Annotated in this window: 23 protein-coding genes; 12 read left to right on the top strand and 11 right to left on the bottom strand. The window is 71.2% G+C overall.

Going from position 1 to position 23,865, the window contains the following annotated elements:
* The first annotated feature begins 56 nt into the window (after positions 1-56).
* The 4 genes from ACFYXF_RS34515 (at position 57) to ACFYXF_RS34500 (ending at position 4,502) form a co-directional block, all read left to right on the top strand.
* Positions 57-1,376, top strand: coding sequence for an FMN-binding glutamate synthase family protein (locus tag ACFYXF_RS34515; RefSeq protein ID WP_389355682.1), 1,320 nt, complete (start codon positions 57-59; stop codon positions 1,374-1,376).
* On the top strand, positions 1,373-2,458 hold the full coding sequence (locus ACFYXF_RS34510; protein WP_389355680.1) for an FAD-dependent oxidoreductase: 1,086 nt from the start codon (positions 1,373-1,375) through the stop codon (positions 2,456-2,458). Before ACFYXF_RS34515 ends, ACFYXF_RS34510 begins: the two co-directional genes overlap by 4 nt.
* 9 nt (positions 2,459-2,467) lie before the next feature.
* Positions 2,468-3,091, top strand: a complete 624-nt coding sequence (locus ACFYXF_RS34505) for an XRE family transcriptional regulator (RefSeq protein ID WP_235475946.1) — start codon at positions 2,468-2,470, stop codon at positions 3,089-3,091.
* A gap of 115 nt (positions 3,092-3,206) precedes the next feature.
* The gene (locus tag ACFYXF_RS34500) at positions 3,207-4,502 is read left to right on the top strand and encodes an ammonium transporter (protein WP_389355678.1); all 1,296 of its coding nucleotides are present in this window, start codon (positions 3,207-3,209) and stop codon (positions 4,500-4,502) included.
* A gap of 61 nt (positions 4,503-4,563) precedes the next feature.
* Here the strand turns inward: ACFYXF_RS34500 and ACFYXF_RS34495 are convergent, their stop codons facing one another.
* Entirely contained in the window at positions 4,564-5,151 is a 588-nt protein-coding gene (locus tag ACFYXF_RS34495; RefSeq protein WP_389355676.1) for a TetR/AcrR family transcriptional regulator, read from the bottom strand.
* A 101-nt stretch (positions 5,152-5,252) separates the two neighbouring features.
* Here ACFYXF_RS34495 and ACFYXF_RS34490 point away from each other — a divergent pair, with 101 nt between their 5' ends.
* Complete coding sequence (locus ACFYXF_RS34490; RefSeq protein ID WP_389355674.1) at positions 5,253-6,182, top strand: alpha/beta hydrolase family protein; 930 nt, start codon at positions 5,253-5,255, stop codon at positions 6,180-6,182.
* Between the two features lie 67 nt (positions 6,183-6,249).
* On the opposite strand, the gene ACFYXF_RS34485 is transcribed toward ACFYXF_RS34490, so the two are convergent.
* Genes ACFYXF_RS34485 through ACFYXF_RS34465 form a run of 5 tightly spaced genes read right to left on the bottom strand, consistent with a single transcriptional unit; the run spans position 6,250 to position 10,371 of the window.
* A complete protein-coding gene (locus tag ACFYXF_RS34485) occupies positions 6,250-7,098 on the bottom strand; it encodes an SDR family NAD(P)-dependent oxidoreductase (protein WP_389355672.1) in 849 nt (282 codons plus the stop codon).
* The gene (locus tag ACFYXF_RS34480) at positions 7,098-7,919 is read right to left on the bottom strand and encodes an NAD(P)-dependent oxidoreductase (RefSeq protein ID WP_389355670.1); all 822 of its coding nucleotides are present in this window, start codon (positions 7,917-7,919) and stop codon (positions 7,098-7,100) included. The genes ACFYXF_RS34485 and ACFYXF_RS34480 overlap by 1 nt, the downstream gene beginning before the upstream one ends.
* Positions 7,916-8,794, bottom strand: coding sequence for an NAD(P)-dependent oxidoreductase (locus ACFYXF_RS34475; RefSeq protein WP_389355668.1), 879 nt, complete (start codon positions 8,792-8,794; stop codon positions 7,916-7,918). The genes ACFYXF_RS34480 and ACFYXF_RS34475 overlap by 4 nt, the downstream gene beginning before the upstream one ends.
* The gene (locus ACFYXF_RS34470) at positions 8,791-9,297 is read right to left on the bottom strand and encodes a nuclear transport factor 2 family protein (RefSeq protein WP_389355666.1); all 507 of its coding nucleotides are present in this window, start codon (positions 9,295-9,297) and stop codon (positions 8,791-8,793) included. Before ACFYXF_RS34470 ends, ACFYXF_RS34475 begins: the two co-directional genes overlap by 4 nt.
* A gap of 3 nt (positions 9,298-9,300) precedes the next feature.
* Positions 9,301-10,371, bottom strand: coding sequence for a zinc-binding dehydrogenase (locus tag ACFYXF_RS34465; protein ID WP_389355664.1), 1,071 nt, complete (start codon positions 10,369-10,371; stop codon positions 9,301-9,303).
* Positions 10,372-10,502: 131 nt separating this feature from the next.
* Here ACFYXF_RS34465 and ACFYXF_RS34460 point away from each other — a divergent pair, with 131 nt between their 5' ends.
* On the top strand, positions 10,503-11,108 hold the full coding sequence (locus ACFYXF_RS34460; RefSeq protein WP_389355662.1) for a TetR/AcrR family transcriptional regulator: 606 nt from the start codon (positions 10,503-10,505) through the stop codon (positions 11,106-11,108).
* Here ACFYXF_RS34460 and ACFYXF_RS34455 read toward each other — a convergent pair.
* The 3 genes from ACFYXF_RS34455 to ACFYXF_RS34445 form a co-directional block, all read right to left on the bottom strand.
* Positions 11,102-14,179, bottom strand: coding sequence for an FG-GAP-like repeat-containing protein (locus tag ACFYXF_RS34455; protein WP_389355660.1), 3,078 nt, complete (start codon positions 14,177-14,179; stop codon positions 11,102-11,104). The two genes, ACFYXF_RS34460 and ACFYXF_RS34455, sit on opposite strands and share 7 nt — an antisense overlap.
* Before the next feature lie 121 nt (positions 14,180-14,300).
* Positions 14,301-16,058, bottom strand: coding sequence for a SpoIIE family protein phosphatase (locus tag ACFYXF_RS34450; RefSeq protein WP_389355658.1), 1,758 nt, complete (start codon positions 16,056-16,058; stop codon positions 14,301-14,303).
* A gap of 137 nt (positions 16,059-16,195) precedes the next feature.
* Positions 16,196-17,203: a hypothetical protein gene (locus ACFYXF_RS34445; protein ID WP_389355656.1), complete on the bottom strand. Its 1,008-nt coding sequence runs from the start codon at positions 17,201-17,203 to the stop codon at positions 16,196-16,198.
* A 185-nt stretch (positions 17,204-17,388) separates the two neighbouring features.
* Between ACFYXF_RS34445 and ACFYXF_RS34440 the strand changes: the two genes are divergently transcribed.
* A complete protein-coding gene (locus ACFYXF_RS34440; protein ID WP_389355654.1) occupies positions 17,389-18,156 on the top strand; it encodes a maleylpyruvate isomerase family mycothiol-dependent enzyme in 768 nt (255 codons plus the stop codon).
* A 67-nt stretch (positions 18,157-18,223) separates the two neighbouring features.
* Here ACFYXF_RS34440 and ACFYXF_RS34435 read toward each other — a convergent pair whose 3' ends face one another.
* Positions 18,224-18,616, bottom strand: coding sequence for a type II toxin-antitoxin system VapC family toxin (locus ACFYXF_RS34435; protein WP_389355652.1), 393 nt, complete (start codon positions 18,614-18,616; stop codon positions 18,224-18,226).
* Positions 18,613-18,894, bottom strand: coding sequence for a hypothetical protein (locus tag ACFYXF_RS34430; protein ID WP_389355650.1), 282 nt, complete (start codon positions 18,892-18,894; stop codon positions 18,613-18,615). The genes ACFYXF_RS34435 and ACFYXF_RS34430 overlap by 4 nt, the downstream gene beginning before the upstream one ends.
* Positions 18,895-19,188: 294 nt before the next feature.
* Here ACFYXF_RS34430 and ACFYXF_RS34425 point away from each other — a divergent pair, with 294 nt between their 5' ends.
* The 5 genes from ACFYXF_RS34425 to ACFYXF_RS34405 all read left to right on the top strand — a co-directional run bounded on the left by ACFYXF_RS34425 (position 19,189) and on the right by ACFYXF_RS34405 (position 23,378).
* Positions 19,189-19,500, top strand: coding sequence for a hypothetical protein (locus ACFYXF_RS34425; protein ID WP_389355648.1), 312 nt, complete (start codon positions 19,189-19,191; stop codon positions 19,498-19,500).
* Positions 19,488-19,814, top strand: a complete 327-nt coding sequence (locus tag ACFYXF_RS34420; protein WP_389355647.1) for a hypothetical protein — start codon at positions 19,488-19,490, stop codon at positions 19,812-19,814. The genes ACFYXF_RS34425 and ACFYXF_RS34420 overlap by 13 nt, the downstream gene beginning before the upstream one ends.
* 43 nt (positions 19,815-19,857) lie before the next feature.
* Positions 19,858-20,184 (top strand): hypothetical protein, encoded by a 327-nt coding sequence (locus tag ACFYXF_RS34415; protein ID WP_389355646.1) that lies wholly within the window; start codon positions 19,858-19,860, stop codon positions 20,182-20,184.
* A gap of 271 nt (positions 20,185-20,455) precedes the next feature.
* Entirely contained in the window at positions 20,456-21,730 is a 1,275-nt protein-coding gene (locus tag ACFYXF_RS34410) for an acyltransferase family protein (RefSeq protein WP_389355644.1), read from the top strand.
* A 187-nt stretch (positions 21,731-21,917) separates the two neighbouring features.
* On the top strand, positions 21,918-23,378 hold the full coding sequence (locus ACFYXF_RS34405) for a Tat pathway signal sequence domain protein (RefSeq protein WP_389355643.1): 1,461 nt from the start codon (positions 21,918-21,920) through the stop codon (positions 23,376-23,378).
* Positions 23,379-23,865: the final 487 nt, after the last annotated feature.

The raw sequence follows: 23,865 nt of genomic DNA, 5'->3' as shown, positions 1-23,865 counted from the left end.
AGTTCCCCGCGCCCGTAAAAGCGACAACTCACCCCTTTCTCAGAGGAGCTGAACCCTTGGAACCCGCAACCCACGGCCTTCGCGAGTCCGCGACCTTTGACCGCGCCACCATCCACGCCATCCAGCGTGCCGCCGAGACCGGTATCTACGACATCCGGGGATGGGGCGCCAAGCGCAAGCTTCCCCACTTCGACGACCTGTTGCTGCTCGGCGCCTCCATGTCCCGTTACCCGCTTGAGGGTTACCGGGAGCGTTGTGACACCGACGTCGTCCTCGGTGCCCGGCATGCCAAGAACCCCCTGCACCTCGCCACCCCTGTCACCATCGCCGGGATGAGCTTCGGGGCGCTCTCCGCGCAGGCCAAGGAGGCCCTCGGGCGCGGTGCCAGTGAGGTGGGTACGTCCACCACCACCGGGGACGGGGGAATGACCCCCGAGGAGCGGGGGCACTCCAAGCACCTCGTCTATCAGTATCTGCCGTCCCGGTACGGCATGAACCCGGACGATCTGCGGGCCGCCGACGCCATCGAGGTCGTCCTCGGGCAGGGGGCCAAGCCCGGTGGCGGGGGCATGCTGCTCGGGCAGAAGATCACCGAACGGGTCGCCGGTATGCGGACGTTGCCCGTCGGGATCGACCAGCGCAGCGCCTGCCGGCACCCCGACTGGACCGGCCCCGACGACCTCGCCATCAAGATCCTGGAACTGCGCGAGATCACCGACTGGGAGAAGCCGATCTATGTCAAGGTCGGTGCGACCCGGACGTACTACGACGTGAAGCTGGCCGTGCATGCCGGCGCCGACGTCGTGGTCGTCGACGGAATGCAGGGCGGTACCGCCGCCACCCAGGACGTCTTCATCGAGCACGTCGGTATCCCCACCCTCGCCGCCCTGCCCCAAGCCGTCCAGGCGCTCCAGGCGTTGGGCGTGCATCGCGAGGTCCAGCTGGTCGTGTCCGGTGGTATCCGCTCGGGCGCCGACATGGCCAAGGCCCTCGCCCTGGGCGCCGACGCGGTCGCCATCGGCACCGCCGCGCTCATCGCACTCGGCGACAACCACCCGAAGTACGACGCCGAGTACCGCGAACTCGGCTCAGCGGCGGGCTACTTCGACGACTACCAGGACGGCCGCGACCCCGCCGGCATCTCCACCCAGGACGAGGAACTCGCCGCCCGTCTCGACCCCGTCGACGCAGGCCGCCGCCTCGCCAACTTCCTGCGCGTGATGACCATGGAGGCCCAGACCCTCGCCCGCGCCTGCGGCAAGTCCCACGTCCTCCATCTGGAGCCCGAGGACCTGGTCGCGCTCACCATCGAGTCCGCCGCCATGGCCCGTATCCCGCTCGCCGGCACCAACTGGATCCCCGGAGCCGGTCTGTGATCGCCGTCCTCGGCGCCGGGCTCATGGGCGCGGCCACCGCCTGGCAGTTGGCCCGGCAGGGACACGCGGTCACGCTGATCGAGGCGTACGATATCGGTCACCGGCACGGCAGTTCGCACGGCACCTCCAGGATCTTCCGGCGGGCGTACGCCGACCCGCTCTACGTCGGGCTGACCGGGCAGGCGTACGAGCACTGGCGCGAGCTGGAGCATGACAGCTCAACTCCCTTGCTGCGTACGACCGGTGGGCTCGACCTGGGGGAGGGGCGCGACCCGGAGGGGCTGGCCGCCGTACTGGGGGCGGCCGGAGTCCCGTACGAACTCCTCGACGCCGAAGCCGCCGCCGAGCGCTGGCCGTACATCCGCTTCGGCGGCCCGGTGCTGTATCACCCGGACGCCGGTGTCGTCGACGCCGACCAGACCGTCGCGGCGTGTGTGCGGCGGGCCGTCGAGCATGGCGCCGACGCGCTGATCGGCGTACGGGTCGAGCGAGTCGAGGTCGGGGAGCGGGTTCGTCTGTACACCGATGACGGGCGGGAAATCGTCGCCGACACGGTGGTCGTGGCGGCCGGTGCCTGGCTGCCCGATCTCCAACTGCCCGTCCCTCTTCCGCCGTTGCGCGTCACCCAGCAGCAGGTCTTCCACTTTCCGCAGCGGGAGCGGGACGTGCGGTGGCCGATCCTGGTCCACAAGGACGCGTCCATGCAGGTGTTCGGGCTGCCCTCCGGTGCCGACGGCGGGCCGTTGCCCGCGGTCAAGGTCGCCGAGCATGACCGGGGGACCCCTACCACCGCCCGTACCCGCAGCGGAGTCGTCGATCCTTCGTCGCGTGCGCGGGTCAGCGACTTCGTCCGGGAGCGGCTCCCCGGGCTTGTCCCCGAACCGGTGGCCGAGACGACCTGTCTCTACACCACCACCCCCGACGAGGACTTCGTCCTCGACCGGCACGGGCCGCTGGTCGTCGTCTCCCCGTGCTCCGGCCACGGCGCCAAGTTCGCCCCGCTCATCGGCGCGATGGCCGCCGACCTCGCCACCGGCCGCACCGAGCCCCACCCCCGCTTCCGCCTGCAACACGCGGGCTAATATGCGCCGATGACCGAGCACCACGAAGACGGCGGCGACTCCGGCGACCCCGACGACAAGGCGCTGGAGCGGATCATCGCTGTCCGGGCCCGTGAGTACCGGCAGGCGGCCGGGCTGTCGGTCGGGGAGATGGCGCAGCGGGTCGGTATCTCCAAGGCGATGCTGTCGAAGATCGAGAACGCCCAGACCGCGTGCAGCCTCACCACGCTCTCCCGGCTCGCGCGCGGCCTCGACGTCCCGGTGACCGCCCTGTTCCGGGGCATGGACGACGAGCGCGAGGCCGTCTTCGTCCCGGCGGGACACGGTGCCCGGATCGTGCGACGCGGTACGAAGGTCGGCCACGAGTACGCCCAGCTCGGCTCGCTCCGGGGCACCCACAAGCGGATGGACGCCCTGCTCGTCACGCTGACCGAGCAGAGCGAGGTCTTCCCGCTCTTCCAGCACGCCGGCACCGAGATCATCTACATGCTGGAGGGCGTCATGGCGTACGGCCACGGCAAGTCCAGCTACACCCTGCGCCCCGGTGACGCCCTCCAGTTCGACGGCGAGGCCCCGCACGGCCCCGAACGGCTGCTCGAACTCCCGATCCGCTTCCTGACGGTGACGGCCTTCGGCGACAGCCCGCAGCACTAGCCCGCAGCACTGAAACCCGGCCTTAATCGGCCACGGAGTTGTCCTGTAACGCGCCTCCGGTCTACTGCCGTGAAACATCGTTTCCTTCGGCTGGACTTCTCCGCGGAGTGTGCGCATGGACACCGGAAGTACCGCTTGGATGCTCGCGAGCACGGCCCTCGTCTGTCTGATGGTGCCGGGCCTGGCGCTCTTCTACGGCGGCATGGTCGCCGCCAAGAGCGTCCTGAACATGATCATGATGACCTTCGGGTCCGTCGCCCTGGTCGGCTGTATCTGGGTCGTCTACGGCTTCTCGGCCGCCTTCGGCGACTCCATCGGCGGTGCCGGACTGCTCGGCGACGTCACCGAGTTCTTCGGTATGAACGGTGTCATCGGGGACGACCCGAAGGCGGTCATCCCGCTCTCGGTCTTCGCCGCCTTCCAGGCCCTGTTCGCCGCCCTCACCGCCGCCCTGATCTGCGGCGCGATCTCGGACCGCATCAAGTTCGGCGCCTGGATGGCCTTCACGGGCATCTGGGTCACGCTGGTCTATCTGCCGGTCGCCCACTGGGTTTTCGCCTTCGACGGCAAGGACGTGGTCGGCGGCTGGATCGTCAACAAGCTCGGCGCCATCGACTACGCGGGCGGTACGGCCGTCCACATCAACTCCGGCGCGGCGGCCCTCGCCGTGATCCTCGTCCTCGGCAGACGCATCGGCTGGCAGAAGGAGGGTGGCCAGGAACGTCCGCACAACCTCCCCCTGGTGATGCTGGGCGCGGGCCTGCTCTGGTTCGGCTGGTTCGGCTTCAACGGCGGCTCCGCGCTGACGTCTTCCAACGCAGCCTCCGTCGTCGTCCTGAACACCTTCACCGCCACCTGCTCCGCGATGCTCGGCTGGCTCCTCGTCGAAAAGCTCCGCGACGGCCACTCCACGACCCTCGGCGCCGCCTCCGGCGCGATCGCCGGCCTGGTCGCCATTACCCCGTCCTGCGGTGCCGTCTCCCCGGTCGGCGCCCTCGCCCTGGGCGCGATCGGCGGTGCGGTCTGCGCGCTGGCCGTCGGGCTCAAGTACAAGTTCGGCTACGACGACTCCCTCGACGTCGTCGGCATCCACCTGGTCGGAGGCCTCACCGGCACCCTGCTGGTCGGCATCCTCGCCACCTCGGACGCCCCCAACGGCGTCGACGGTCTGCTGTACGGCGGCGGGCTCGGCCTCCTCGGCAAGCAGGCGGTGGGTGCCTTCGCCGTACTCGCGTACTCCTTCGCCGTGACCTGGCTGATCGCCAAGGCCCTGGACAAGACGATGGGCCTGCGGGTCCGCCCCGAGGTCGAACAGGAGGGCGTCGACGTCCACCTGCACGCGGAGAGCGCCTACGACCTCGCGCATCCGCCGGTCACGGCGTCTGTTCCGGAGCCTGCCGCTGCGGGATAGGTCCCGCCCCAGCCAGACCCCGCCCCGACCCGCCTTACGACCCGCGCCGCCTGTCTCTCGCTCAGCTCCTCGCCAGCCCCCGCAGGAGCAGCTCGACCAGGCGGCGCGGGTCGTAGCGCGGGTCGCCGTCGTGCCCGATGCACAGGTTGCCGATGCCGCGCATCAGTTCGTACGGCTGGGTGCCGGGCCTGATCTCGCCCGCCTCGGTCGCCGCGTCGAGCAACTGCCCGCAGACCGGCACGAGTCGGTCCAGGAAATACGTGTGCAGCGCGTCGAAGCCGCTGGTGTCCGACTGCATCGCGTTGGCCAGGCCGTGCTTGGTGACCAGGAAGTCGACGAACAGGTCGGCCCATCGGCGCAGTGCCGTGAGCGGGGAGTCCGCCTCGGCCAGCAGGGCCGGGCCCGCCTCGGCACAGGCCTCGACCTGGTGGCGGTAGACGGCGACGACCAGATCCGCCCGCGTCGGGAAGTGGCGGTAGATCGTGCCCATCCCGACGCCCGCCCTGGCCGCGATCTCACGGATCGGCGCGTCGACACCCGAGGTGACGAAGACCTCCGCGGCGGCGGTCAGCAGGGTCTGCTGGTTGCGCTGCGCGTCGGCCCGCTTGCCTCGGGGCGGCACCTCACCCGACCGGCCTGAGCTGGCCATCACGTCTCCTTCCGGCTCCCGTTGACTAAACGGAACAGTGCTCCGTATATTAAGCGGAACGCTGTTCCGTTTCTCGCCCTCAGTTTAGGGGAAGTCGCGTCATGAGTGAAACTCCCGTCCTCTCGGTCGCCCCGATCGTGCTGCCGGCTCCCGACCGGGCCGTTGACCTGCGGCTACGAGTCTCCGCCCCCGCGACCGGTGATGGCCCCCTGCCGGTCATCCTCCTCTCGCACGGCCAGGGCTACTCCAACAACCTCTCCTCGCTCAACGGCTACGCCCCCCTCGTCAACCACTGGGTGGCACAGGGCTTCGTCGTCATCCAGCCCACGCATCTCAGCTCGACCACGCTGAGCCTGCCCCCGGACACCCCCGGGGCGCCGATGTACTGGCGGTCGCGCGCCGAGGACATGACACGCGTCCTCGACCGGCTCGACGACATCGAGGCCGCCGTCCCGCAGCTCCCCGGGCGGCTGGACCGTGACAGGGTCGCCGTGGCCGGGCACTCCATGGGCGGTCACACCGCGAGCCTGCTGCTGGGCGCCCGACTCACCGACCCGGACGACGGCACGGAGGTGGACCTCACCGAACCCCGTATCAAGGCGGGCGTCCTGCTTGCCGCGCCCGGCCGAGGAGGTGACGCCCTCACCGGGCACGTCACCGCGAACTGGCCCTTCTTCTCGACCACGGACTTCTCCCGGATGACCACACCCACCCTCGTGGTCGCCGGTGACAAGGACGCCTCCGCCCATCTGACGGTCATGGGCCCGGACTGGCACACCGATCCGTACGTCCTCGCGCCGGGCCCCAAGTCCCTGCTCACCCTCTTCGACGCGGAGCACGGACTTGGCGGGATCTCCGGGTACGACGTTGCCGAGACCACGGACGAGAACCCCGCCCGGGTCTCCGTGCTCCAACGGCTCACCTGGGCCTATCTCCGCTCCGAGCTGTACCCCGGCGACCCCGCCTGGCAGACGGCTCGCGAGGAGCTGACGACCGGCCCCGACCCGCTCGGCCAGGTCGAGTCCAAGTAGCGAGCAAGTAGCAAGCAAGTAGGGCGAGTTCAAGCAAGCGGGTGACGGGTAAGGCGGCGGGAAGCCGTCACGATGAACCGGCGGCGCCCCGGCTCATCGCGAGCACCGAGTCCCGGCGGTTCAGCGCGCCGAACGGTGACCCACCGGTCGGGTTCTCGCTGCCGTGGATCCAGGTCGGGCCGTCGGCGAGATGGGTGAGCGCCTCCTCGGCGATGTCGGTGGGGTCGGCGAGACCCTCGTACACCTGGCCGTTCGTGCCCTCCGCGCTCTCCGCACCCTCCGCACCCTCCGCGCTCTCCGCCTCCAGCAGTCGGCGGTGCGACGGCGTGTCGGTCCTGCCGAGGACCAGGCCCAGGACGTCGACGCCGTTGCCCCGCCACTCCGCCCACAGGCTTTCCGCGAGGATGAGGTCGAACGCCTTGGTGGCGCCGTACGTCGCGAGCGTCGCGCCGCCCGCCCAGGCCGCGCCCGAGGTCACCAGCACCAGGCCACCGTGTCCCCGGGCCACCATCGGGGCGCCGAAGCGGTGGGCGGCCTCCAGTACGGCGGCGCAGTTGCGCTGGACCAGGGACAGGTGGGTGTCGAGGTCGCGGTCGAGGAACGCGACGCTGCGGACGTCGGCGCCCGCGTTGTACACGAACAGCCCGATCTCCAGGTCGGCGGTGGCTTTCGCCAGCTCCGCCAGGGCGTCCGGCGCGCCCAGGTCCAGCGCCACCGTGCGGACCTCGACGCCGTGCCGGGCGCGGATCTCCGCCGCCGCCGACTCCAGTACGGGGACCCGCCGGGCCACCAGGACGACGTTGATCCCCCGGGCGGCCATCCCGTGGGCGAACGCGACGCCCACCCCGTCGGATCCGCCCGCGACGATGCCCCAAGGTCCGTATGCGCCAGTCGTCGTCACCGTCACCGTCCCCATCACCGACTCCCTTCTTCTCGCATCGCGGCCACGAACCGCCGTGCCACGTCGACGAGTTCACTTCCCGGGGCGTCGCCGAGCAGCTCCGCCGTCAGCGTGACGTCCTTGGTGAGGGCCGCGTCGGCCGCCGTACCGGCGATCCCGGCGAGGGAGCCGGCCCGCAGCCGCACCCCCGAGGCGACACAGGCCGAGCTGCCTGTCGTCAGGATGTCCGCGAGGGCCGCCGGGTCGACGCCCAGCGACTCCCCGGCCCGCATCGCGTCGTCCGCGAGGACGATCTGCGCGGTGAACAGGGCGTTGTTGACGAGCTTCGCGTACGACCCGGCCCCGACCCCGCCCAGATGCACGACATGCCGCGAAAGCGCCGCCAGCAGGCTGGACACGTCGGCCAGTGCCTCGGCGTCACCGCCCACCATGATGGTCAGCTCGCCCGCGAGGGCCCGGGGGCTGCCCCCGCTCACCGGTGCGTCGAGGACGCGCAGGCCGTACGGCGCCGCCCGCTCGGCGATGCTCCGTATCTGCGCGGGCGACAGCGTGCTGTGCACGAGCACCACGCTCCCCGGTTCCATGGCCCCGGCCAGTCCGTCCGGCCCGAACAGGACCTCCTCCACGCCCGCCGCGTCGAAGACGCAGACGCCGACCGCGTCGACCGCCGCGCCCAGCTCGGCCGGGGTCGCCGCGAACGTGACGTCGTCAGCGCCCGCGAAGGGTTCCAGCGACGCCTGCCTACGGGCGTACAGGGTGAGGTCGTGCCCCTCGGCCCGGATGCGCTGCGCCATCGGCAACCCCATGCTGCCGAGCCCGATGAAACCGACCTTCACGATGCCGCCCTCCGCGTGTTGTCGTTGTCCGCCGCGTCGGCCACCCGCAGCACCTTGTCCTCCACCGCGTCCGACGACAGCACCGTCCCGATGATCCCGAGGTCGGCTCCCGCGTTCCGCGCGACCTCGCGCACCACGGTGACGTCCTTGAGCATGAGCGCCGACAGCCGGGCGGCGACCGCGTCGACCGAACCCCCGCCGGCCACTACGGCAAGGGCCCGACTGGCGCCGCTGCCGTGCTGCAACGCGCCCAGGATCGCCCGCTCGTCGATCCCGAGCGATCCGGCCAGCCGTACCGCGTCGACCGCGAGGCCGACCTGCGCGACGAACAGCGCGTTGTTCACGAGCTTCACCCGCTGCCCGTTCCCGGCCGGACCGACCCACAGGACCGGCGAGGCGTACGTCGCCAGCAGCGGTCGTACGTCCTCCAGAACCGTTTCGTCGCCGCCGACCCACAGCGTGAGCCGGCCCTCGGCGATGTCGTTCGGGCCGCCCGAGAGCGCGGCGTCGAGCACCCTGATCCCGGTGCCGCGTTCCGCTGCCGCCTCGACGAGCAGGTGGGCGGTCGCGGGGTCGGAGGTGGTGTGCTGGATCAGCGTCGCCCCCGGGCGCATGGCCGCGAGGGCTCCGTCCGGGCCCAGGCACACCGACCGCACCTGTTCGTCCGTCAGGACGGCGACGAACACGGCGTCGGCGTCCCGGACGGTCTCCGCGATCGTGGGGGCCCAGGTCAGGCCGTCGGCGTCGGCCTCGGTCTCGGCGGTCGCGCGGGACTGTGGACGGCGTACGAGGACGGTGACGTCGTGTCCCGCGGCCCGCAGCCGGTCGACGATCGGTCGGCCCATCCGGCCCGCCCCGATGAATCCGAGCCTCATGTCCCCTCCGGGGCCAGCATCGCGCGGGGGCCGGGGGAGCCGTCGAGGTTGGCGTTGACGCGTTCGGCGATACGCCAGCCCCGCTCGGTGCGGACCCAGCGCCAGGTGTTCGCGGAGACCTGGAAGACCCAGAAGCGGCCGGCGTCGGCGTCCCAGCGCAGATGCAGCGCGTGGCTGCGGCCGGTGGCCTCGTCGCCGTCGACGACGATGTGGGGCGCGGTCAGGACGTGACCGCAGCCCTTGTGGATCAGGCTCTGGTGGCCGGTGCCGTGCACCATGCCGACGATGTCGTCCTGTCCCTCCATCCGCAGATGGGGGATCGCGTCGAAGACGCCGTCGTCGGTCCACAGTCCTGCGGCGGCCTCGCCGGAGCCGCTGTCGACGGCGGGCCCGTACTGGGCGACGAGCTGCATGATGTCCAACTGGTCCTGGAGGGCGCGTACTTGGGCCGTCAGTGTCTCGACGGTGGTGCGCAGCTGGGTGAGTTCGTCGGTCTCGCTCATCCGTCACAGCTCCCCGGGCAGGACGACGATGCGGGCCGGTCCGTCCGCGTCGCGTGCGGCGTCGAGCGCTTCCGGTACCTCGTCGAGCCCGACCGTCCGGCCGAGCATCGGCGTGACGTCGAGGCCGCCCGAGCAGACCGCCTCGAACGCCTCGTCCCAGTGGTCCGGTGACGGGCCGCCGCCGAACTGGATGTTGATGCCCTTGCGTTTGGCGGTCAGGGTGTGGAGGTGGTCGCCCTCGGGCGGGCCGCCCACGGAGAAGATCCGGGTGCCGGGCTCGCACCCCTTGATGATCGAGTCGAGGACGCCCGGAACCCCGACGCACTCGAAGACGACGCAGCCGGGCAGGCGGCCGGTCATGGACGCCATCAGGTCCTTCGTCGGTCCGTCCGGCCCGTACGCCACATCCCGCCAGGCCCGGTACGGCGACATCTCGGCGGGATCGACGACCAGGTCGGCCCCCATGGCCAGCGCGGTCGCGCGCCGCGAGGCCACGAAGTCCACCGCCACGACCGGTCCCACGCCGAGCCGGCGCAACCGCGCGATCACCGACAGGGCGACGGCACCGCACCCGATGACCAACGGCACTTCCCTGGGCGTGACGTGGGCCCGTGACGCCGTCGACCAGCCCACCGAGATCGCGTCGGCGACACACACGACCTGGCTCGGGAGATCCGAGGCCACGACCCGGGTCATCGCTTCGGTGAGCAGGAAGTACTCGCCGAATCCGCCGGGCGCGTCCGGGTTCTGCCCGATGATGCGGCGCCCGGCGGGCGTGGACAGCACCGGCAGGGAACTCACCCGGGTCCCGACGGGGATGCGCCGCTCGGTGCCGGGGCCATGGCCGACGACCTCGGCGCAGTATTCATGCCCCATGACGATGTCGACGTCCTGGTCGTACGTCGACATGCCGCTGTCGTCGTCGGCGCCCGCCTCCGGATGGTCCATGAAGTGCAGGTCGGAGGCGCAGATCCCGCATGCGAGCGAGCGGACGAGGAGCTGTCCGGGGCCGGGAACCGGGTCGTCGACGACCCGTACCTCGACCGTTCCGCCCCGCAGCACCGCAGCGCGCATCAGGTTCTCCCACCCGAGAAGCCGGTTCTCGCCTACGTCAGGGGACTCTAGCGACGCCGGGCGAGTTATAGAAGACCGCCTCCTGTAATTACCTCCTGTAATTGTGGGAATCACGGCCTACGCTTGCCGCCATGACAGAGTCCCGCCGCCGCCCGGGGCGTCCACGCGACACGAGCATCGACGAGCGGGCCCTCGCGGCGACCCGCGAACTGCTCGTCGAGCGCGGCTTCGACGCGACGACGATCCAGGCCGTCGCGGAGCACTCCGGCGTCCACGCGTCCGCCATCTACCGGCGCTGGCCGACCCGGATCGAGCTGATCGAGGAGGCCACGTTCCCCGGACTCAGCCCGCTGAGCGTCCGGCCCACGGGCGATCTGCGCCGCGACGTCCGCCGGTTCGTCCGCGCCTACCTGGCGGCCTTCGGCGCCCCTGCGGCACGCGCGGCGGCGGCCGGTCTCCTCGCCCACCACCAGACCTCGGGGCGTCCCCGCACGCCGGAGACGGACCTGCGGGTGTCGGCACGCCCCCAGTTCCTGGACATCCTGCGCGCGGCGCCGCCCGGCAGCATCGACCCCGCCGTGGACCCGGACGACGTCTTCGACATGCTCCTGGGCGCGGTGCTCGCCCGCACCCTCCTGATGCCGGTCACCACGCGCCGCCGTCCCGTCGAGCGCACCGTGGACATGGTCCTGCGGATGCTGCGCCCGCTGCCAGGCCCTCAAACCGAGGGTCAGTAAAGGCCCTTGAATCCCTTCCAGCCTGTCGCGATCCTCGTCCGGGGCCCGAACGAGCCCTTTCCGTTGCCGGTGTTGCGCCACACGTTCCCGGCCGTGTCGCGGGAGACGATGTCCGCCTTGGCGTCGCCGGTGATGTCGCCGACACCGATGACGGCGTTGTAGGTCGAGCCCCAGTTGGCGGCGACCTTCACCCGGGCCTTGAAGCCGCCGGTGCCCGTACCGTCGTACCGCCAGAGGGTGTTGGACTTGTCCTGGGCCAACAGGTCGCCGCGGCCGTCGCCGTTGAAGTCGCCGACGCCCACGATCTTCTTGTAGCCGGACCAGTTGGTGGCGATGCGGACGCGCGCCGACAGCTTGCCCGCGCTCGTGCCCTTGTAGAGGAACACCTCGCCCGTCGACGCCTTGCGCGCGATCAGGTCCGGGCGGCCGTCGCCGCTGATGTCACCCGGGGAAGTCAGCAGGTTGTACTGGTTCCAGCCGGTGCCCAAGGATGTGCGCGGGGTTTCGGTGAGGAAGGCTTGGCCGCGCATGGTTCGGTACGCCCGCAGTTCGCCGCTGGCAAACCGTACGAGGATGTCGCCCCGGCGGTCGCCGTTCAGGTCGCCGAACGGGACCAGCGTCACCGAGGAGGGCCAGTTGTCCCCGGCCGCCATGGCGGAGCCGAACGTGCCCTTGCCGGTGCCGGGCCGGTAGCTGATGACGCCGGTCGTCGTGAGGGTGAGGATGTCGCCGATTCCGTCGGGCGCCCAACTGGCGGCGTTGGTGAAGTCGTGGCGTACGGCGGCCCCGGTGGAGACGGTCATCGCCTGCGACATCGTCAGCGGGGCGCCGGACCCGTCGGCGGGCCGTGCCGTCAGCTTGAACGTGTACATGCCGTTGGGTACGAGTGCACCCGCGGTGTCACGGAGGTTCCACGTCGTGGCCAGGTTGCCGTTGACCTCGCCGCCGGTGAGCGTGCGCACCACGGCGCCGGTCGCCCTGCTGGTGAACGTGGCCGTCCAGGAGGCGGCGGGCTTGGAGAGCAGTCCGCGCCACAGCCACCACGGGCTGGTGCTCGCGCTGCTGTCCCAGGCGTTGTCGCTCACCTCGGACTCGATGACGCCGAGCGGCTGGGCGGTGACCCCGCTGGGCACCAGATGGATCCGCTGGTCCGCATCCACATATGCCGCCGGTCCGCCGAACTTGTCCACGGTCCAAGTCACCCCGCGCAGGCTGGAGTTGCCCGCCGCCAGGTCGCCGATCTTCCGGGTGGCCGCGCTGCCGTCGGCGAAGTCGGTGAGCAGGAGGGCCCCGGCCGAGGTGTCGTGGCGTACGAGGTAGCCGTCGCCGAGCAGCGCCTCGCCGGACGGAACGGGGATGTTCTTCTTCGCCGTACGGTCCCAGACACCGGCGGACGCGGTCGGGCCGCAGGACCAGTAGAGCCAACGGCCCACGGCCTGGAGCTCCTTGGGCACGCAGGGGGCGCCGGTGTTCACGGTGTCGGTGGTCTTGTTGGTCCGCACGTCCCGCGCGTTGACGACACCCTTGGCGGTGCCCGGGGTCCACAGCCTGACTCCCCAGACGGAGGCGGCGGTGACGGAGCGGGTGAGGATCGGCTGGAGGTCGGTGTAGACGCCGAGGTCGCCGATGTACTGCTTGGCGGGGGAGGAGCCGTTGACGATCGCGTAGCGGCCGGTGACGTCGAGGACGGTTCCGGCGGTCGAGGGGAGATAGACGAAGCCCGCGGTGTCGGAGTCGTCGATGGAGCGGATGGCCGACTTGCCGTCGGGGGTGCGGTCGGTCGCGAACGTCACCGCGCGGCCGTCGCCGGTGGAGTACGGGCCCGCCTCGCCGTCGTCCCACGCCCGCAAGGTCGGAGCGCCGGGCGAGTAGGACGTACCGGCGGTCGAGACGCGCCGGGAGTAGAAGGCGCTGAAGAAGCTGCTGTCCGACTCGGCGGTGGCCAGATGGCCGTTCTGTAGCGACAGCCGGTCGATCTTGGCGACCACCGGAGGGACGGCGGTCACCTCCGTCAGCGTCGGCGCGGCTGCCCCCGTGTCGGCGACCTTTCGTACCGCCCAGTGCCCGGAGTCGGCGCCGCCCGCGACCAGCAGTCCGCCGTCGGGCGTAGGGGTGACCGACGTGTTCGCGTGCCGGAGGAGGGTGAGCGCGTCGCCGCCCGCGAGGGGAACGGCCATGAGCTGCCGGCCGGACACGTCGGCCATGTTGCCGGACGACGAAGCGGAACGGGCGATCACCAGCCAGCGGCCGGCGATGCCCAGGTAGGGGGTGCCGAGGGCGTTGGGCATCGTCACCGTCGTCTCCGCGGCGGACAGGTCGGCGCGGTCCAGGACGTGTGCGGTGCTGCCGGACGCGTACCAGACCAGCCGGTCGGCGCTCAGCGCGGCGGCCGTCGGAGCGGCGGACACCACCACGTCGCCGGTCACCTTCGCGGCGGCCAGGTCCACCAGCGCCAGATGCCGCTTGCCGCCGAGCGCGTAGCTGACGACGGCGGTGTCGCTGTCGCCGCCCAGGACGGTGAAGTTGGCGGTGATCCCGGTCGGCCAGCCGTCGATGGTCGTGCCCTCGGCGGGCGCGCCCTCGCCGTACAGCCACAGCACCCGGTTGCCGTCGGTGTCCTGAGCCTGCGTCAGCACATGTCTGCCGTACGTGGCCCAGTACCGGCCGTGGGTGAGGGCGACGTCCGTGGCCGTACCGGCGCTCATGTCCCGCAGTACGACCTTCTCGGTCGGCGAGACGACGTCGGTCACGGTGTCGGAGGACGAGCCGAGGTACGCCGTGATGCCGGTCCGGGCGAGGTCGCCCAGCTCGGTGGTCGTACCGCTGTCGTACGACGTCCAGAGGTAGCCCGACCGGCCCTCCTGGACGTGCAGATAGCCGCTCGGACCGGCGGAGTACAGCTGGTCCGAGCGCGGGACGTAGCGGTCGGACTGGAAGACGGTGTCCGCGGCGACTGCTGCTGCGGCGGTCTCCGCGCCGGCCGGGACGGAGAGCGGGCCGGGACCCGCGGTCACGGCAAGAACGGCGAAGGTGGCGATGACGCCACGCGCGGCGGTACGACGACGGGCCAACTCGGGTCTCCTGGACAGCGGCTGGACGGAAGGAAGATGGTCCAGCCCCCCGGCTGTCCCCCCATGACAAGCACATATCAAGCGCCACGAGATTAACAGCAGCCCCCTGGACGCGGCTCCGCTACCCGCCCCGGTTGTACCGCGCGGCAACCAGCGCGATGTCGTCCTCCGGGTCGTCGGGGGCGACCCGGTCGAGGACCAGGTCGAGGAGGTCCTCGGGGCCCGGGCAGCCACGGATGCGGGTCAGTCGGCGCAGGGAGGCGTCGATGTCCTCGTGGCGGCGTTCGATCAGGCCGTCGGTGTAGAGGAGCAGGGTGTGGCCGGGCTCGCAGGGGGCCGTGTAGGAGACGTACCGGCTGTGGCCGGTGCCCAGGGGCGGTCCTGGCGGGACGGGGAGGAGGGTGGCGCGGCCGTCGGGGCGGAAGACGACGGGCGGGAGGTGTCCGGCGCTGGCGTAGGTGCAGATGCCCTTGCCGGGGTCGGCGATGGCGATCACGCAGGTAGCGGGGCGGTCGGCGGCGGTGGTGTGGAGCAGGTGGTCGAGTTCGAGCAGGATGCGGTCGGGGCCGGGTTCGCGGGCGGCGACCACGCGCAGCATGGCCTGGTAGCGGCTCATCGCGACGGCGGCCTCCAGACCGTGGCCCATCACGTCGCCCAGGGCGAGCAGGGTGCGTCCGTCGTCGAGGGCGACCGTCTCGTACCAGTCGCCGCCGACGAGGACACCGCGCCCGGCGGGCCGGTAGCGGTAGGCGACGTCGACGTCCGGGTGCGGCCGGCCCGGCTCGGCCAGCAGGGCGCGCTGGAGCTGGACGACGGCGTTGTGCTCGGTGGTGTAGCGGCGGGCGTTGTCGAGGCTGATCGCGGCCCGCCCGGCCAGGTCCTGGGCGATCACGGCGTCGGTCTCGCCGAACAGGGGCGAGTCGCCCGCGCGGACCATGGTGACGGTGCCCACCTGCTGACCGCGCGCGGTCAGTGGCACGATCAGGGCCGAGTGGATACCGGCGGCCAGGTAGGCGGCGACGTTCCCGGTGTGGGGCGCCGAGCGGCTCATCTCCTCCTCGTCCATCAGGTTGTCGATCACCGGACGTCCGGTCTCCAGACAGCGGACGAGGGACGAGCCGGGCTTGTGATCGACGTACTCGCCGGGCCGGCCGAGCGGCCGCATGACCGTCTCCAGCTCGGGCACGGCAGCCAGCGCGGCCCGGCGCAGCCGCAGCGAGCCGTCGCGGGGCGCCCGGCTGGTGCCGTGCTCGGGGAGGATCTTCACGGTGGCGGCGTCGGCGAGCTTCGCCACCAGGAACTCGGCCAGCTCCTGGCAGGTGGTGTCCATGTCCAGGGTGGTGCCGACGCGGGTGGCGGCCTCGTCGAGCAGGGCCAGGCGCTCGCGGGCCCGCTCCAGCTCCCGCTGCTCCTGCCGGGCGGCCGAGATCTCCAGCACGATGCCGACGATGCCCAGGGTCCGGCCGTCCTGCCGCAGCCGGTGGTAGGCGCCGTGCCAGTAGCGGCGTTCCAGCGGGGAGTCGGCCTGGGTGTGCCCGCTGGAGATCGTCTCGCGCGGGATGCCGTCGGCGATCACGGCCCGCAGTACGTCCTCGCGGGGATCGACCCCCGGGACGACCTCGGCGACGGTACGTCCGATGTGGTCCTCGGCGAGTACGCCGTTCATGTCGGCCAGGGTGGCGTTGACGTACCGGAAGCGCAGCTGGGTGTCGAGGACGGCGATCGCCGCGGGCGTCCCGTCGAGGAGCTGCCCCAGCAGCTCGCGCACCTGTGCGGACCAGGCGTCCGGGAAGCCCGGATCACCCTCCGGCGGCCCCACGGCCTCGCCCTCGCTCCCACGCTCGCCCGCGCCCTTGTCGCCGGCCCGATGACGGCCCACTACAGCATCCGATCACGGCCGGCGGGCGAGCGCACGCGGAGATACGGCGAGATCCGGCGCCGGAGCCAGTACGCGTCCATGTGGGGGCCGTGTACGGGCGCACGCGGTGCCGGGCGGGCCGGATCGTCCGGATCGTCCTACGGCAGTGCGCGAATGGTGAACGTGTCGTCGAGCGTGCCCCCGAACAGGTCGGCGAGGCGTCCCTCGATCACGTACGTGCCGTGCGCGGTGGCCACGGCGGTGGTCGGGTCGGGGTCGGGCCAGGGGGCAGAGCGGGCAACTGTGCGCGCGGACGACCAGCCGTCCTCGGAGCGCAGTGTCGCGACGCCGGGAGTGGCGGTGGAGGCCAGCCGGTTGATGACGACCGCGAGGGTGCCGTCCGGCCGGAGCGCCAGCCCGTCACCGCCCACGACGGGCTCGTCCAGCCGTACTTCGGAGATCCGGCCGGGCGCGTGCACCGGTACGCGCAGCAACGCGCCGGTGTCGTAGCGCACCACCAGCAGGAAGCCGCCAGGGTGCCACACCACACCGTTCGGACCCACACCGTCGCGGCCCAGCAGATCCGGACGGCTCAGCAGCAGCGTCGCCCGCCCGGCGGCCGGGTCGACCCGGAGGATCTCGCCGCTGACGATGTCGGTGACGTAGGCGTTGCCCGAGGCGTCGAGGGCGAAGTCGTTCGCGCCGTGGACACCGGCGGCGCTCCCGGGTACGGCGGACAGGTCGACCCGGTGGAGCACCGCACCGGTGGCCAGGTCGAAGACGCCGAGCCCGGACTGCCGGTACATCGTCGCCGCGCTCGACCTGGCGCCCACTCCGGGGTCCTGATAGGTGGCGAGGACCCGGCCGCGTGCGGGGTCCACGTGGACTGCGAGCGTGGACACCATCACGCCGTCGTCGACCAGCGTCCGTACCGTGCCGTCCCGCCGTACGACCGAGACCGTGCCGTGCCTGACGGAACCCACGAGGAACGCCCGTCGGGCGGGATCCCAGGTGACTCCCTCGGGATGAAGCGCGGGCGCGGAACCGTGCACGACCGACGGACGGACCGACGTACCAGCCGAGGCGCGGGCCGGGGCCGCTGCCGCGCCGAGCGCGCCGAGGCCGGTCGCCAGCAGGGCGGTACGGCGGGAGAAGACGATGGTCACGGCGACGGACTCCCCAGCTGCTCGTGTGATCGCGTACTGACAAGTATGCAGAGGGATCGTCCGCCGGGACAGCAGACAGCGGATAGCCGGATCGCTGAGGACCTCGAACTCGCCGACCGCCCGCCCGCCGCGTCGCCTCCGAAAATCGCTGCCGGTCTGCCGGATCACGGTGATAGACAGCCGGAGTGGAAAAGACTCTGGACTTCCCCGATCTGCTGCGGCTGATCGACGAACGGTCGACCGCCTTCCGTGCCGCGGTCGCCTCCGCGCCCAGCCTGGACGTGCAGGTGCCGACCTGCCCCGAGTGGACGCTGCTCGATCTGGTGCATCACCTGGGCGAGGGGCGCCACGCCTGGGCGGCCACCGTCGCCGCGGGGCCCACCGCGACGGCCAAGTCCGCGGCGGAGGACGCCCCGGCCGCGCCCCGGGAGCGCGAGGCCCTGCTGGCCTGGCTGGCCGAGTCGACGCGCGAACTGGTGGACGCCCTGCGGGAGGCCGGCCCGGATCGCGGTTGCTGGACGTGGTGGGGCGCGTCGCAGTCGCCGAAGACCTGTGGCGCCGTAGCCCGGCACCAGCTCCAGCAGATCGCGGTGCACACGTACGACGCCCAGGTCACCGTGGGTGCCCCGCAGCCGCTGCCGGCCGAGGTGGCACTGGACGGTGTCGAGGAGTTCCTCTCCACCTGCGTCGCCACGACGAGCGCCTGGCCGCACAAGCCCACGGCCTTCGACTTCCACGCCACCGAGGGCCGCTCCTGGCGCCTCACGGTCGACGCCGCCGGCGCACGCGTCACCCCCGCCGCCGAGACCCCGGACGAGCCCGGCGTCTCCGTCCACGGGACAGCCAACGAACTGGTCCTCTTCGTGTACGACCGCATCCCGGCGGACACCTTGCGGCTCGACGGAGACGCAACTCTGTTCGACCTGCTCCGTGAGTGGGAGCCGGAGGAGTAGGAGGAAGCGGTGCCAGGTGTTGGGGCCGAAGGTGAGCATTGTGCGGACCTCGAAGACGTGGCGGAGATCAGACCTTGATCACATGGGCACCCGTGCCGCACAGCATGACGAGGTCCTCGGGATCCGAGGTCAGGACGGTCACCGGGGCCGGTGACGCGAGCGCGGTGGCCGCGACGATCGCGTCGAGGGCGTACTTGTGGCCGTGCAGGCCCGCCGCGGCCAGGAGCTTGCTCGCGTGGCGGGCGATGGCCTCGGTGGGCGGGATGATGTTGACGCGGGAGACGGCGTGGTCGAAGCGGGCCTGACCGGTCCTGGGATCGCGGGCCTCGACGAGGGTGACGGAGCTGGTGACGACGCGGATGTCCTCGCCCTCGGCCGCGGCCAGCCACTCGGTGAGTTCGGGGGTTCGGCGTACCAGCTTCGACAGACCCTCGCAGTCCAGGACAAGGGTGCCGCTCACGCGGCGTTCACCGAACCCGTGGCCTCGCCGCGCAGAACGGCTCGCTTGGCCTCGACCGCTGCCTGGTCGACCGGCCCGTGCTCGGCTTCCGCGTCCTCGATGAGCTCGCGGAGCCGCTCACGTTCCAGTTGACGCTGGATCAGGGCTTCGACGTACGCGGACATGCCTCGCTTGCCGGTCCGCTCCTTGAGGGCGGCGATGGTGCCCTCGTGGAGGGAGACGGAGACGGGGCGGACGGGGCCTTCGCCGGGGGCGGGGGATGAGGGGGGTGTACCCATGGGGCCACTTTAACAAGAGTTTTGTTATAGCGGTTGGTGGCGGATCGGATTCCTACGGGCCGTCTCCGCTGCTGGACGACGGAGGGCCGACTGATGACAGGTCATCCGGTCGGCCCACCGTCACGACGGACTCACCCGAACGCGAGCTTCCCCGTCCAGCCGTTGATCACGGTTGTGTACCCGCCCACCGCCGACCTGCCCCCGGAATAGAGGCGGACGCTCCCGTCGCTCACGTGCGCCCAGATGTCGGGAATGCCATCGTCGGTGACGTTCGGGATGCCGAGGAGACGCGGGATGTCGGTGGCGGACCAGCCACTTGCGGCGTACTCGGCGTCGATGCCGTTCGCGGAGGCGCCGGAGGTGACCTTCTCCCTGGTCGAAGTGACCCTCACCCTCCAGGGCACCCAACTCCTCCTGGAGGTCTCCGACCCCGACAAGGAGAAGACCCCAGCACCCCGCACCGCCGGTCAACACGACGAGGACGGACGCGGATTGGCAGTCATCGCGGCCCTGACCAACCAATGGGGATACGACCTGCGCCGGTACACCAAGTGCGCCTGGGCCACCTTCCCCCTGCCGGCCGTCACCCCCGCATGCTCCGCCTGACCGCCAGACTCCTCACCAGCCTGACCGCCGTACTCCACCCTCGCCCACCAGCCCCCACACCCACACTCACCCAGCCACCCCGCACCCCGGACCCGTACGTCTGGACCCTCCCCAACCCCCACCACGCCCGCTGGCGCCGCTGGCACCGACGCACCCAACACACCCCACCCCAGGACCGAACCTCCCCCCTCTGCCCCGAAGAACCCTGCTGGCAGCAACCCGCCCCCACCCCGCCCCGCCGCCCCCTGAACCGGACACCGCATGACGACCCCGTACGCCTCTACGTACTCCAGGCCCTCGGCGAGGAGTGGTGACGCCGGGATCTAGGCTGCGGTCACGGGCGATGGGAGTGCCGGGATGGGTTTTGAAGGACAGGTCTGGCGCCTGGAGCGGGACCAGCAGCTCCTCGGCGAGATCCTGATCGACGACGCCGACTTCCCCTGGCTCAGTGGCCGCTTCGCCCCCGAGCCGGCCTTCGCCGAGGTCGAGCCCTGGTTCGTCGAGCTGCTCGCGCTCGTCGAGTCGGAGGACCATGAGCGGTTCGACGCCGCACACGAACGCATCGCCCGCGCCCTCACCCTCGCCTCCCCGTCGGGCCCCGTCGCGGAGTTCCTCCTGCACATCGAGGGCGACCAGGCCTGGTTCCGCTGGAGCGACGAGCCCTTCGACGAGCCCGTCGCGTAGGACGGCAGTCGTCGGCGCGTCGCCCTGACCGCAGCAGGATCAGGATCAGGAACAGAACCCTCCGGATCCCGTCGAAAACCGATCCCTTTCGCTCTACAACCCTTGAACTGACCCAGAAGTCTCTTTGCGTGAACCATGAGGTTCTACGGTGTTCGCGGGTTTGCCGTGACTGTCGATGGGCAAGCGCTCGCCGTTCCGCTGTCGGCCGCTGTCGCCGTTCCAGGGGCGCAGACGGTCGGTGCGGGCGAGCTTTCCGATGGGGGAAAAACAGGTGTCGATGCAGGGTGCGGACAGCGGGCCGCCGATGCGCGGGCGGGTCACGGCCGGGATGCAGAAGATGATCCCGTCGCCGCGCCAGCCCCTCCCGCTGGCCACGGCCGAGCGCGCACCGGGGCCCGCGGGGCCCGCCGGGGCCGCGGGGTCGACGAAGAAGCCCACCCGGACGACGGCCAAGCACGCCGCCCTCCCGGGGCGCGGCGACCGTCGGCTCTACGCCATCGACGGGCTCCGTCTGCTCGCCGCCCTCGTCGTGGCCCTGCATCACTACGCCGGGACCTGGCGGGTCAACCAGCCGGACAACGTGATCTGGGACCGGCCGGTGTCCGACATCATGCCGACCTGGTTCCGGTTCTCCGCGTACGGCTGGATCGGCGTCGAGATCTTCTTCGTGATCAGCGGCTTCGTCATTTGCATGTCCTGCTGGGGGCGTACCCCGAGGCAGTTCTTCACCTCCCGCGTGATCCGGCTCTACCCGGCGTACTGGTTCGCCATCATCTTCACCTCGGTGGCCCTGACCGTCCTGCCCGGAGTGTGGCAGCGGCACCGGACACGCGACATCCTGCTCAACTTCACGATGCTGCAGTCCGGTTCGTTCGGCCCGAATGTCGACAACGTGTACTGGACCCTCTGGTCGGAGCTGCGCTTCTACCTGCTCTTCATGGCCGTCGTCGTGACCGGGCTGACGTACCGCAAGGTCGTGGTGTTCTGCTGCCTCTGGGGCGCCGCCGCGATGATCGCCCCTGCCGCCGGTTTCCGGCCTGCGACGCTGATCATCAACCCGGAGGGTGCCTGGTACTTCATCGCGGGCCTCGCCCTCTACCTCATGCACCGCTTCGGCCAGGACCTGCTGCTCTGGGGCATCCTCGCCCTGTCCTGGCTGATGGGCCAGCGGGAACTGGGGCATCGCATCGACACGGTCGAACGCGTCTCCAGCTGGCGCGGCAGCGTGCTGATCTTCACCGTGTTCCTGCTCGTCATGGTCGCCGTCTCGCTCGGCTACACCGACCGCATCCGCTGGAAATGGCTGGTCACGGCCGGTGCGCTGACATACCCGTTCTATCTGATGCACTACCTCGTCGGTACGACGATCATCAACCGCCTGCGCGACACCATGGACGCCCGCCTCCTGGTCGTCTCCGTGATCGCCGGCTTCCTGGTGCTGAGCTGGTTCGTCCACAAGTACGTCGAAGCACCCCTGGCGCGGACCATCAAGCGGGGCCTGGACACGTCGTTCGCGAGACTGCGCAACGCCTCGTCCATGCACTGACATGCACTGACCGGCCGACCGCGCCCCCACCGCCGAAACCCCGGGTCACCCTCCTGGCCCGGGGTTTCTCGGTGTTCGCGGACGGTCCAACAGACGTCCGCCCCAAGGGCGTTGACCCGCCCCGGGCACACCAGCAGAATGAGCCCGCGCGTTCATGAGAGCGCTCTCAGGCCACCGGAGGAGACCCATGGACGCCAGCCCCGACAGACCAGGCCCACAAGGTTCCGCACTCAGCCGCCGTACGCTCCTCGGCGCCGCGGCCCTCACGGTCGCGGCCTCCGGAACCGCCTACGCGGCCGTCAACTCCCCTTCCTCCAAGGGGACTTCGGGATCCACCGGAACCTCCGCCGGAACCTCCTCCGCCCAGCGCCGAGCCCACACCTTCCTCGCCGCCGCCATGGACGCCTACCCCGACCACGGCGACCTCCGCCTCACCCAGAGCTACACCGACCAGGCGGGCCTGTTCAGCACGGCGTTCACCTACGACAACGCCCTCGCGATCCTCGCCCACCTCGCCGTACGCACCGAGGCGGGCCGGACGCGAGCCGTCGCCCTCGGGGACGCCCTGCTGTACGCCCAGGCCCACGACCCGGCGTACGACGACGGCAGACTCCGCCAGGCCTACAACGTCGGCCCGTACGTCTTCTTCGACGGCGTCGCCCAGCCCGACGGCTTCGTACGCGCCGACGGCACCGCCAACGTCGGCACCCAGTTCGGGTTCACCGGCACGGCCGTGGGCGACATGGCCTGGGCCGGTATCGCGCTGAGCGCCCTCGCCCGCCGGACCGGTGCGCGCCGCTTCCTCGACGGCGCCGTACGGATCGGCACCTGGATCGAGGTGAATGCCAGTACCGAACAGCCCCTCGGCGGCTACAAGTTCGGCGTCGACGGCGCCAACGCGAAGCTTCCCTTCAGCTCGACCGAGCACAACACCGACCTGGTCTGCCTCTTCGGACGCCTCGCCCTGCTCACCGGCGACCCGGTGTGGCGCCAACGGCGGGCGCGGGCAAGGGCGTTCGTCGAGAAGATGTGGGAGCCGGAGGGAACAGCGGCCGGAGTGCCGGGAGGCTTCTTCTACACGGGTACCAACGACGGCGAGACCGTCAACAGGTCCCCGATCCCCGAGGACACCCAGACCTGGACCCACCTCGCCCTCAACTCCCGTGCACAGCCCAGCCGTTACTCCCGCTCGCTGGACTGGGCCGCCACCGAACTCGCCGTCCTGGACCGCTCCGACCGCACCAACAGCACAGTCCCCGCAGGCCAGTCGTACGAGGGAGTCACCTTCAGCTCCGCGAGCCTGCTGGCGAACGAGGACGCGCCCATTGCCGAGTTCCAGCCCAAGCCGGACCGCAACGGCGTCTGGTTCGAGGGGACCGCGCACCTCGCCCTAGCCCTCCGGGACCGCGCCGGCCACGGCGACGAGGCACGCGCCCACCGGCTGATCGCCTCCGTCGAACGGGCCCAGGAACTCCTCGGCACCGCCCAGACCGTCGGCAGCCGGGCCCTGCCCGAACGTGCCGGTGTCGTCTCGGCGAGCAGCCCCCTCGACACCGGCTTCGGCTTCGGTTACTACCCGTACCGCCACACGGGCGCGACCGCCTGGTACCTCCTGGCGGCGACCCGCACGAACCCGCTACGGGCCTGACGCCCCCGCCGCCCCTACCCGTTCCCATCTCTGGGGGCTGCGCCCCCAGACCCCCCTTTGTCGCGCTGAACGCGCTCGTCCTCAAACGCCGGACGGGCTGGAGGGTGCCGGACGGGCTGGAGGGTGCCGGCCGGGCTGGGTGGTGCTGGCCGGGCTGGGTGGTGCCGACCGAGCCTGGAGGTGCCGACCGAGCCTGGAGGGTGCCCGCCGAGGCTGGAGGGTGGCCGTCGGAGCCGGAGGGTGGCCGTCGGGGCTTGATCATTCAGCCCAGCCCCAGGCATTTCAGCCCGTCCGGCGTTTGAGGACGAGCGCGTTCAGCGCGACCTTCCCACCACTACACCCGCACCCCCACCCACCCACTCAGCCCGTCCGGCGTTTGAGGACGAGGCCGTTCAGGCCGACAGCGGGGGTCTGGGGGCGCAGCCCCCAGAAGGATGGGAACGGGTAGGGGCGGCGGGGGCGAAAACCCCTGACCGGCACCGCCCCC

The organism is Streptomyces sp. NPDC002680 (assembly GCF_042889145.1).
Lineage (GTDB): Bacteria > Actinomycetota > Actinomycetes > Streptomycetales > Streptomycetaceae > Streptomyces > Streptomyces adonidis.
Note: the sequence above shows the minus strand (reverse complement) of the source record. Positions and strands in the feature narration are given on the sequence as shown.